This is a genomic window from Plesiomonas sp. PI-19, from assembly GCF_021368255.1.
Taxonomy (GTDB): domain Bacteria; phylum Pseudomonadota; class Gammaproteobacteria; order Enterobacterales; family CAMTGL01; genus Plesiomonas; species Plesiomonas shigelloides.
This window is the reverse complement of the sequence record NZ_JAJNMQ010000001.1, coordinates 2,234,223-2,246,286: the sequence shown is the minus strand read 5'-3', so window position 1 is coordinate 2,246,286 and position 12,064 is coordinate 2,234,223. Positions and strand designations below refer to the sequence as shown.

The window sequence follows — 12,064 nt, the reverse complement described above, 5'->3', positions numbered from 1 at the left end:
GTTTATTGTCGAATTTCTCTATTTGCTTAATGAAATAATTAAATTGATCATTAAAGCGACCAGTTAGTGCACCAAATTGTCTGATGTATATCAAGCGCAGACGATAGATTTAAATCCAAATATAAATTAAGTTTATCCGCTTTGCGTATTGCATGGTGGAGGATGAGTAACAGCGCTGATTTATTATTGATATGCATCAATGCTGATATCCGTGTCGTGGCGTGGATATAAATAATCGCGGATATAAATAAAAAAATTAATAAATCCCTCTTAGGGAGTGCATCAACGTTTTTGACCGCAGCGGTATCACGCCGAGGTGGTCTTTTTTGGCGCAGCATCGCTTCTGCGCTGTTTTTTATCTCTAAACTGGAACTATGATGAAACTGACTAAAATTGCATTGCTAACAATCGCCGCGTTTAGCTCGACGGCTTGGGCCCACGGTTATGTGGAAGCGCCACAATCACGTGGCTACGCCTGTAAAACCGGCTTAAACAGTGACTGTGGCGCAGTGCAGTGGGAGCCACAAAGTATTGAAGGGCCAGATGGTTTTCCGTTAGCAGGCCCTGCGGATGGCAAACTGGCGAGCGCGGGCTTGGTGCAATTTAGCGAGCTGGATGCGCAAACCAGCACTCGCTGGAGTAAAACGCCGATTAAAAGCGGTAAGCAGACCATTCGCTGGAATTTTACCGCCAACCACGTGACGCGCGAGTGGCGTTATTACATCACCAAACCGAACTGGGATCAGAATGCGCCATTGACCCGCGATGCATTTGAATTAACACCGTTTGCGGTTCATAGCGGTGATATGCAGCAGCCGCCGAAGCAATTTAGCCATGACATCGTGATCCCTGAGCGTAGCGGTTACCACGTCATTCTGGCGGTGTGGGAAGTGGGTGATACCGTCAACAGTTTCTATAACATGATTGACGTGATGTTTGACGACGATAACAGCGAAATCCCTGATTTTGGCTGGGAAAACGTGGGTACCATCTATCCAAGCGTCAATCTGAGCGTTGGCGATAAAGTCAAAACGCGCGTGTTTGATGCCCAAGGTGAGCGTCATGCGCTGTCCACCACGCTGACCATCGCCTCAAATGAGCAAGGCGAGAAAAATCAGTGGGCTTACGCACTGTCGAAAGCGATTAATAGCAGCCAGCCCCTGTATCAGGCTGGCCAGAAAGATGCGCAGGGCAATATCAATCCGGCTTATGGCCAAAATACCGTCTATGCCAAGAAAGACAGCGGTTTGGAGCGAGTTGAGATTGAAATCATTAAGGATGAAAGTGCGTTGCCACTGGATCTTGAGCTGAGCGGCCTGCAAGAGAGCTATACCTTAAGCGAAGGTAAGGCCAGTATTAGCTTTGACGTGCGTGCGGTTGGCGATTTAGCGATTCAGGCGACTATCTATAATCATGGCGGCGTGGCACAGGCGTTCACAGCGTTTGATCTGCAAGACAGCACGCGTAATGTCACGCTGGCGGTGCAAGATGCGCAGGCCGGTCATCATCGCTTGGTGGTTAAAGCCAGCAATAAAGAACAAAAAGTGCTGCAAAAAAGCGCTGATTTTATGCTGAAGGCGGAAGAAACTGGCGAACCATCCGGTGAGTATGAGTTTACGTTCCCGCAGTCCATCAAAGCCTATACTGCTGGTACAACGGTGCTGCAGCCGAAAAATGGCAAAGTCTATGAGTGTAAGCCATTCCCATACAGTGGCTATTGCACGCAGTGGAGCGAAACTGCAACCCATTATGAGCCGGGCGTCGGTTCACACTGGCAAGATGCGTGGATTGAGAAAAAATAACGCGACTGGCGAATTAGACTCAATTATCACTACATAAAGTGAGTAATACCTAAAAAAGCCCTGTCTTAACAGGGCTTTTTAAACGGCGTTATTTATTACTTTTTTATGCCATTAAATGCGTATTGGGTTATTCATTGTTATATAAAATGCGTTAATTAAAAAGATAGCCAGTAAGTTGCATATAGGATTTATTTAATGCCGTAAATTGTATGACATTAAAATTTGTTTGTATGGATAAAGCGAACGGTGGTTTTGTTTATTAATGCTAAATAGATATAACTCATTGACACTTACTTTAAGTACGTGCTGAAATCAAAGAGTCTGTGGGTAATATATTTGCACGTTTATTCAGAAGCGTGCTCGTCAAATTAATGTCGTCATAATATTGTCGCTTTAAAAGTCATGGCGGCAGAAATAAGTGTGTTTTATCCATTTAAAATAGATGCGCAGCACATAATAAGAATGAAAAAACAGCGCTTTTCTTTTAAATCTGCCACCACAACAACAATGAATAAAAAATAGTCGCGCTGGGTGTAAGCGAGCGCGGCGTAAATAAGTTTTCGCGCGTAGGTCAATCGCCCAACCGGTGATGACTATCCGTGTTGTTCAATATTGTATATACCCAAACAACCTGAAGTTGCAGGTAGGCGGTACGTGAGTGAATCCCCATGAGCATAGGAAATATGTGATTGGGGTGAACGAACGTAGCCAACACCGCTGCAGCTTCAAGTAGGAAGGGGATAGAACGAATTGCACAGAATTTTGTACCAATTACAGCGCACGTGTACCGCACACCGTTTTAGGGGCGTTGCACTGCGTATGTATGAGTTTTGAGTATTTGCTGGTAAGGCGTTGTTAACGCATAAATGGGAGAAATAATGAACAAGCTGAAACTATCTTTGCTGGGCTGCCTGATTGGCGTGAGTAGCCCAATGCTGCATGCGGCCAATGCCGGTCAGACAATGGTTAATCCATCATCCGGTGTGGTGGTGGGTTACTGGCATAACTGGTGTGATGGCGCCGGTTACAAAGGCGGTATTGCGCCATGTGTGAAGCTTGATCAAGTCAACCCACAGTACAACGTGGTTGATGTCTCCTTTATGAAAGTGTACGGCAGCGATCCGATCCCGACGTTTAAGCTGGATCCGGCTGTTGGCATGAGTGAAAGCGAGTTCATCGCACAGATTGCTGAACTGAACCGCCAAGGTCGCTCGGTACTGCTGGCGCTGGGCGGCGCTGATGCGCACATCGAACTGCGTAAAGGCCAAGAGCAGGCGTTTGCAGATGAAATAATCCGTCAGGTGGAAACCTATGGCTTTGATGGTCTGGATATCGACTTGGAACAAGCGGCGATCACCGCTGCCGACAACCAGACTGTGATCCCAGCAGCGCTGCGTATCGTCAAAGACCACTACCGCGCTCAAGGTAAAAACTTCCTGATCACTATGGCGCCAGAGTTCCCGTATCTGACCACCAACGGTGCGTATATTCCGTACATCCGTAATCTGGAAGGCTACTACGATTGGATCAACCCGCAGTTCTACAACCAAGGCGGCGATGGGATCTACATCGATGGTATTGGCTGGATTGCCCAGAACAATGACGCGCTGAAAGAAGAGTTCATCTACTACATCGCGGACTCTCTGAGCAACGGCTCGCGCGGTTTTTACAAAATTCCACACGACAAACTGGTGTTCGGTATTCCAACCAACATTGATGCCGCGGCAACCGGCTACGTTCAAGAGCCACAAAAGCTGTACAACGCCTTCAATCGTCTGAAGAGCCAAGGTCAGCCACTGCGTGGGGTGATGACGTGGTCCATTAACTGGGATATGGGGCGCAATGCTGCCGGTCAGACGTATAACGAGTCGTTCATTAAGAACTACGGCCCGTTCATTCATGGTCAGGACATCACTCCGCCACCGGTAGAAAACGGCAAGCCAATCTTCTCCGGCATCAGCGACATCCGCATCAAGCAAGGTGCGCAGTTTGATCCACTGCGCGGCGTTAGCGCCAGCGATCGCGAAGACGGCGATCTGACCGCGCAGATCCGCGTCGAAGGTTCAGTGGATACGCAGCGTATCGGCCTGTACCCGCTGATCTACAAAGTGAGCGACAGCGACAACAACCAGACCGAGCAAGTGCGCACGGTTGAAGTTTACAACATGAAGCCAACCTTCAGTGGTATTGCCGACACCACCTTGATCCTCGGCACCGCCTTTGATCCATTGGCAGGCGTGAGCGCGCAGGATGAAGAAGATGGCGATCTGACCTCTCACATCAAACTGAGCGGCAGTGTAGATAGCAACACCGTCGGCCGTTACACCCTGACCTACCAAGTGAGCGATAGCGCCGGTCAGACCGTGACGCAAGCGCGTAACGTGACCGTGAAAGAAAGCGGCGGCGTGTGCACTAACGGTTGGAGCGCCACTGCGACTTATGTGGGTGGCGATCTGGTGAGCCACAACGGCAAGAGCTGGCGCGCCGAGTGGTGGACGCAGGGTGACGAGCCGGGCACGACCGGAGAGTGGGGCGTTTGGCGTCTGCAAGGTGACAGTGATTGTGACGGCGGCGTAACTCCGCCTCCGGTAACCGGCAGCAGCGATTTCACCCTCAGCAACTTCGACTCCCGTTACACCTTGGTCAACGGTCAAGTCAGCATTCGCTTTAATCTGGCCACCAAAAACCCGGTCCAAATTGCCGCCAGCCTGCAGCAAAACGGCCAATCATTTGGCGCGGTGAATGCGCTGGTTAACGGTAACAGCGCACTGACCTTGGCGGTGAGCAATGCCACGGCGGGCAGCTATGAGCTGGTGATTGAAGGTCAGGCCGAAGGTCAACAGCCGGTGGTACAGCGTCATGCCGTGACCCTGAGCGAAGACAACCAAGGCGGTGGCGGTGAGGGCGATTACCCAGCCTATGTGGCCGGTAATGCCTACCAAGCGGGCGATCGCGTGAGCAATGGCGGTGCGAACTATGAGTGCAAACCGTGGCCGTACAGCGGCTGGTGTGGCAGCTCCCCGGCGCACTATGCACCAGGCAGCGGCAGCGCTTGGGGTGATGCGTGGGATCGCCTGTAATCCATCGCGTTATCTAATCTGATTATCTCATCGCGATATTCATCGACATATCGGGGCAGCTCGGCTGCCCCTTTTTATACGCGCAGTATGAGTATCTGATGAAATTGAAAGCAAACAGCTCTTGTTAACATGTTGATTTTTATTAATTAACAAGCATAAGGGCGCAGTTGTTTGATGGCTGTTCATTTAACAAACAGTTGTTTAATAAAAGGTAGGTAATATGGAAATGAGCTATCTCTCATGCTTGATTGCAGCCTCACTGGTCACCGCTGCTTTACCTGTATCCGCTAATGACACCTCTCCGTTATATTTCAACAGCATCCAACCGAAAAATGATTTGGTGGGAAAGCTGGAAGCCAAAGTTCAGTTTGCTCAAAGCCAAATCTTGCCGTCTAAGGCTCTCGAAGGCGATCGCCAGCCCATCCTCACCAGTTTGCGCAAAAGTCTGATTTTGGTGCAGCCATTGCAACCGGATGCGGTCACGCCGATGTTTGTTGATGCCCGTGATAGCAGCGGCGCGCTTTTGGGCACCGTGACCTTAGCGCCGCCATCGGCGTTGCCAGAAACGGTCTACCATCTACCGGGTGTTCCTGCTGGTGGCGTTAACTTTACCCCAGAAAGTGGTGAAACGCGGGTCATTAACAGCAGCGCTGAATTGGCCAAATTGGATGACAAGAATGGCGCTTTTCTGAAAGAGCGTCTGGCCACGAGTGCATTGGTTGAGATCCAAACTGCTGATGGCCGTTGGGTGCGCGATATCTATCTGCCACAAGGCGCTGAGCTGGAAGGCAAGATGGTGCGGATGCGTTCACGCGCCGGTTATAACTCAAACCTTTATTATGGCGAGCGCAAAGTCACTGTATCGAATGGTCAAACCATCGCGTTTAAATATGCCAACGGCCAGTGGTTTCGCGAAGGCGAGTTGGAAAACAACCGCCTGAGTTATGCCCCAGATACGTGGAGTGGCGAGTTACCGGCCGAGTGGATTGTGCCAGGGCTTACGCTTTCCGTGCGCCAAGGTAATTTAACCGGTGAGCTGACGGATATTCCCGTCGGTGCGCCGGGCGAATTGCTGCTGCACACCATTGATATTGGGATGTTGGTAGAGCCGCGCGATCGTTTTTCGTTTGCCAAGGATTTTGACGCGCAACGCGAATACTTCCAGACCCTTCCAGCACGTCGCATGGTGGTTAACCAGTATGCACCGTTGTACTTACCGGAAGTGATGTTGCCTAACGGCACTTTGCTGACGGACTTTGACCCGAGTGATGGCGGCTGGCATGGCGGTACTATGCGCCAGCGGATCGGTAAAGAGCTGATCTCGCACGGTATTGATAACGCTAACTACGGTATTAACAGCTCGGCGGGCGAAGGCGAGGGTAGCCATCCGTTTGTGGTCGCTCAGCTGGCGGCACATAACAGCCGTGGCAAATATGCGAATGGCGTACAGGTGCACGGTGGTTCGGGCGGCGGCGGTATTGTCACGCTGGATAATTCACTGGGTAACGAATTTAGCCACGAAGTGGGTCATAACTTTGGCTTGGGCCACTATGTGGATGGTTTTCGTGGCTCGGTGCATCGCAGCGCCGATCAAATCAACTCGACCTGGGGTTGGGATAGCGACAAGCTGCGCTTTATTCCAAACTTTTTCCCGCGTCAAAATCAGGCCGAAACCTGTCTCGACGGTCAGTGTCAGTTGCCGTTTGACGGGCGTCAGTTTGGTAAGGATGCGATGGCCGGTGGCGAGCCATTCTCTGCAGCCAACCGCTTTACCTTATATACCCCAAACTCGGCGGCGCTGATCCAGCGTTTCTTTGCCAGCAAAGCGGTGTTTGATAGCCAATCACCGACCGGATTTAGCAAATGGAATGCTGATACCGCACGCATGGAGCCATACCAACATACCGTAGAAGGACTCGAAACGGTCAATGCCCCGGTCGATAATCTGAGCGCCGAGAATCTGGCTCAGCTGCTTTCGGAGTATGAGCTGGTCAAAATTGGCATGTGGAACGGACACTGGGCGCGCAACATTTATATGCCGGCGGCATCAAGTGAAAACCGGGGCCGCAGCATCAGTATTGATCACCGCGCAGGCTATAACAGTCATCTGTTTATCAATGGCAGCGAAATTCTGGTCAGCAACGGCTACAAGAAAACTTTCACCTCTGATGGCCAGCGCTGGCAAGAGCGGGCGGAGGTGAATACACGCGTTGCCCGTCAACCACAGCGTTTCGAAATTCCGGTGACCACCTTGGTCGGCTACTACGATCCGCAAGCGCGTCTGCAAAGCTACATCTATCCGGCACTGCATGCAGCGTATGGATTTACCTACCCCGATGACAGCGCCACAGTGTCCAGTAATGACTGTCAGTTACAGGTCGAAACCCGTGACAGCGTGCTGCGCTTTAAGCTGCTGAATCACCGCGCATCGAGCGCTGTGATGAACAAATTCCACATTAACGTGCCTAGCGACAGTCAACCGAGCAAAGCGCGGGTGGTGTGTAACAACCGCACCTTGAGCGAAACTGCGCTGTCTGCTGCGCCGACCGATTTGGTGTACACCATCAATGGCAAGTTGCCGGAAACCGACGGTGGTGGTGAGTGCAGCAATGCCTGGCGCGCAGAGGCAACCTACGTGGGCGGCGATCTGGCCAGCCATAACGGTAAGAGCTGGCGCGCTGAGTGGTGGACGCAAGGCGAAGAGCCAGGTACCACCGGCGAATGGGGTGTCTGGCGTCTGCAAGGTGACAGTGATTGCAGCGGCGGGGTCACGCCACCTCCGGTGACCGGCAGCAGCGATTTTACCCTCAGTAATCTTGATTCCCACTACACCTTGGTCAACGGTCAGGTCAGCATCCGTTTGAATCTGACCACCCAAAATCCGGTGCAGATTGCCGCGAGCTTGCAGCAAAACGGTCAGCGCTTTGGGGAAGTCAGTGCTCAGGTGAACGGCAACAGCGCACTGACGCTGGCGGTCAGCAATGCCAGCGCCGGTAGCTATGAACTGGTGATTGAAGGCAAGGCCGAAGGCCAGCAGCCAGTGGTGCAACGTCATACCGTGACGCTGAGCGAAGACAATCAAGGCGGAGGGAGCGAAGGCGACTATCCGGCCTATGTGGCCGGCAATAGCTACCAAGCCGGCGATCGCGTCAGCAACAGCGGCGCGAACTACGAGTGTAAGCCGTGGCCGTACAGCGGCTGGTGTGGTCTGTCTCCCGCCCATTACGCGCCGGGTACCGGTAGCGCGTGGTCTGATGCATGGCAGCGCCTGTGATCCGGCAATCTAGATCTGCAACTTAGACCTGCAATCTAGCTCTGCAACCTAGCTCAGTAACCAATAGGGGGCGGCCAGCCCGCCCCTTCATTTTCGCTATGGATATTCCCTTTCCGTTTTAGCTTTTAAGGCACTGACTTTTCGACGGTTGCCTATTCACGCCACTGACAAAAGGAGCGTTACATGATGAGGATCTCCACCCTTGCCGCCATGATTGGGGTAAGTCTGTCGCATTCAGTGTGGGCGACCACCAGCGAACAAGATTATTTTCGCCAGACCTATCAAACACATCACCAACTGATGACCGACCGTTTGGCGGCGCTGCGCGCTGAAGCGGAAAACGGCGATAACGTGAGCATTAAAGACGGCCAACGTTACCTGAACGTCAACGGCACCGAGTATCGTCTCACTGCCGATAACCGGATCCTGTTTGATTTTCCAAAGCCGACCTTTACCGATGAAACCGCCATCCGTAATGTCTTTAATTTCTTTAATCAAGACTGGGAGCTCACTTGGTATGACAGTGGGGTGGTCGCCGTTAACAAGCTGTTTGGAAATTATGATTACGGCAACGGCTGTTTGATGGAGTATTACCCGCGCGGCACCATCCAAAATGGTGAGCAAACCCATGTGGTACTGGAAACCGCCTCGTGCCGCGTCAACTCGTTTGATACGACGGTGAAAAATCTGGATATCGGCGAGCAGATCCCAGCCGAACAATTGGGGCTGGATGCCAGCTTGATCACCGCCGTGGAGCGCTATCAAGATCGGTTATATGTCAGCCAGAATACCAATCCGGGCAGCGTGCAGATTATCGATCTGGCCTCTCGCCAAGTGATCGGCCAGATCACCGGAACAGGCAGCGAATACAACCAAGTCAGTGAGCTGTATATCCGCAATAACCTGCTGTACGTGGTATCGCGTTACTCGCATCGGGTCGACATCTTCGATCTGGATAATAACCACCAGCATGTCACCACACTCGGTACTGGTCGCGATTCGGGTAGCAACAGTTTGCATCGCACTCAAGCGGTGGTGGCGAATGACCAGTATGTGCTGGTGGCCGATGCGTTGAGCCAAATTAAGGTTTATCGCCAGCAAGATATACTGCCGGAAAACAACTTAAAAACCCCGATTGCCGGCTTGTTGGAGTTTGAAGGCAAATACAGCCACCGTCTGGTGCAACTGCATCTGCTGCAAGACTATTTGATTGCCCATACCACCGGTAAAAACTACTACATTTATGACCTGCGCAAGCTTGAGCAAGCCATGCGTGATGGTGTGCCGTTAGCGCCTGAGCAGGTGATCTCCGATAGCTCACTGCAAAAAATCGATACCGATGGCGAGCAGTTGGTCGTCAATTTTAAAGATCGGATCGCGTGGTATTCGATGCGTGATTTTATTGACGGCGGCTTCCGCTTTACCAATGAAACCTTTGCGGTAAAGCGTATTAATGATGCGCCGGTAACGTCGCTCAATGATCTGCATCTTGCGGGGAACACGTTGATTTCGGCCAACAGCCAGGGCTTGGGGATCAACGAGCTACTGACCAAAGAGATCGCGTTTGTGGCGGGCAGCAGCTTGTCTGTGCCGCAGTTTAAATTTGATCAGTTGCAGCCCAGCTCAGTGGGGTACATCTTTGATAAAGATGAGCCGTATGAAGTGTTGGTCAACAAGTCACTGCGCTCGGTCAACATCAACTCCTTGGTGAAAACCGAACTGCTCGATAATGAGCGCGTGCGCATCACCAACTATGCGGCGCGAGAGCTGCGTGATATCAACATTGAGTCCAAACTCAGTGGCGTCAACAAGTGGTTTATCCTCGGCCAGTTTGATCGCTTGCCGGCTTATGCCCAGATTGTCCTGCCGTTAAGTGCGTTTGGCGAAAGTGGCCGCTTTAACAGCGCTAACCGCGATGGGGTGTTTGATCTCAATGCCTTGTTTGATAACCGCGTAGCCTTACCGGCGCAATTTACCCACCGTTTTAGCTCTGACAGCGATCCGTTTGCGCAAAAACTCTCGCGCTTGAAACCAACGTGGAATGTCGGATTTGCCAGCACGAATCCGAATGACACCAAGTGGCGCGCCATGAATGCGCTGTATGCCAAAGAGTGGCTGATTATTGCCACTAACTTGGCGTACATGGTATCGGCCGAAGAGTTCAAGCATGTCTGGTTCAATTTCAAAAACATCATGGGCTATGACATGTTTGGCAACGGCGGCAACAGTTACGTCGCTAATGGGATCTTTACTGCCGAGGATTATGCCCATTACTACCAGAGCTTGATGAAACGCTCGCACCTTAATTTTGGCATCACTGCAATGGGCGGCGGTCTGGGAAATGGGGGGATCACTGGCGTCGATACCTTTAACTTCGTCAGCCACTATTACGGTGGTTGGGGTGTTATTGCGCATGAATTTGGTCACGGTTTTGATGGCGGTCACTATGGTCACCAAAGCGCGTTTGCCAACGGGGGCTACGGTTGGCATCCGCTGATGACCGAATTGGCTAACTACCACATCCGCAAAGGCGATCTGCCGTATATGGATGACGATCTTAATGGTTTCCATAAACCAGAGAATGATAGCTATCGCTATAACTCGGTTAATCAAGGGGCGCGTAAGTACCGGGCGGATAGCCACATGTACACCATTGATCGTTATTTCATGCAGTATTCGCAAATGCCCATGGGCTGGGTGGCTAACGGCAGTGAGTTTAGTGCAGAGCAGCTGAGCGGTCTGAACAATCAAGAGCGGTTGCTGATGAGTACGCTGCCGAAAGAGAACGAAAAGCGCAACTTGTGCCGCTTTACCTTCACCGATGGTGAGCAGTATTACGGTTATGTGGAGCCGGTAGACGGCGGCTATCGCTGTGACGCCGGTGAACTGATCCGTTATCGCCAATCGAATGGCCAATTTGTTCCATTAGTTTCCCCCGCAAACCAGTTTGATTGGCTGTCGCTGCACCAAAAAGGACAGCTTAATCAGCCGGTATTACACCAAAATGGACAACCCCTGTGTTACATGAGCTCGTCGGGTTTCTACGGTATTGGCTTTATTAATACCAAAAATCAATGTGCTCAATTACCCAATGTTTATCATGTAAATGGTAATAAGTGGCTATTTAGCAGCCGTTGGACGCAAATTAACTACGTTAGTGGCGATTTTGTACCGCCTACGGCAGGGGCGAGCAGCGAGTTCACGCTGAATAACCTTAATGCTGAATACCCGTTGGTGAATGGGCAGGTCGCTATGTCGTTGGCGCTCACCACCGCTAACCCCGTGGATATCACCGCGACCTTAGCGCAAGCGGGTAATCCGCGCGGTAATGCCAGCGCCCGCATTGAGGGGAATGGCACCTTGTTGTTGGCGTTAGACAACCTCAGCGCTGGGTCTTATGACCTGTTACTGGAAGGGATGGCCGAAGGCGGTAAGCAAGGTTCTCAGCAGCGTTTTAGTGTCACGCTGGTCGATACCGTTGCCGGCGGCGGCAATGAAGGCAATGGCGGTAATGAAGGAAATGAGGGCAACCAAGATAATTACCCGGCCTATACCCCAGATACCGCCTATCAGGCCGGTGATCGCGTGAGTCATGCTGGGGGGGATTACGAGTGTAAACCGTGGCCATTTAGTGGGTGGTGTGGTGGCTCTACCAGCCATTATGCTCCTGGCACCGGTAGCCACTGGAACGATGCGTGGGTGAAAATTTAACCGCAGGATAAAGTGCGGATAGCATCGAAGTAATAAGTCAACGGGCTGCATGGCAGCCCTTTTTGTTGGGAGGAATCATGTGCAGCGATCGTGAGAGAAAGCCGTGATGTAAGGTTTGCAGGAGGCGGCACTCACGTAATCTATCCCTAATCAAACGCTTATAACCATCCCTACGTTGATTCTTTTTTGTTCTTCTG

Annotated in this window: 4 protein-coding genes; all 4 read left to right on the top strand. The window is 51.6% G+C overall.

Annotated features, from left to right (window positions below):
• Window positions 1–377 precede the first annotated feature (377 nt).
• The 4 genes from gbpA to LQ901_RS09970 all read left to right on the top strand — a co-directional run bounded on the left by gbpA (window position 378) and on the right by LQ901_RS09970 (window position 11,867).
• Window positions 378–1,802, top strand: a complete 1,425-nt coding sequence (gbpA, locus tag LQ901_RS09985; protein ID WP_233672232.1) for an N-acetylglucosamine-binding protein GbpA — start codon at window positions 378–380, stop codon at window positions 1,800–1,802.
• Window positions 1,803–2,680: 878 nt separating this feature from the next.
• Window positions 2,681–4,882, top strand: coding sequence for an immunoglobulin-like domain-containing protein (locus LQ901_RS09980; protein ID WP_064977366.1), 2,202 nt, complete (start codon window positions 2,681–2,683; stop codon window positions 4,880–4,882).
• A gap of 220 nt (window positions 4,883–5,102) precedes the next feature.
• Window positions 5,103–8,156 carry a M66 family metalloprotease gene (locus LQ901_RS09975; RefSeq protein ID WP_152136070.1) on the top strand — a complete coding sequence of 1,018 codons (3,054 nt, stop codon included), beginning with the start codon at window positions 5,103–5,105 and terminating at the stop codon, window positions 8,154–8,156.
• A gap of 183 nt (window positions 8,157–8,339) precedes the next feature.
• Window positions 8,340–11,867 carry a hypothetical protein gene (locus tag LQ901_RS09970; RefSeq protein WP_233672231.1) on the top strand — a complete coding sequence of 1,176 codons (3,528 nt, stop codon included), beginning with the start codon at window positions 8,340–8,342 and terminating at the stop codon, window positions 11,865–11,867.
• Window positions 11,868–12,064 lie beyond the last annotated feature (197 nt).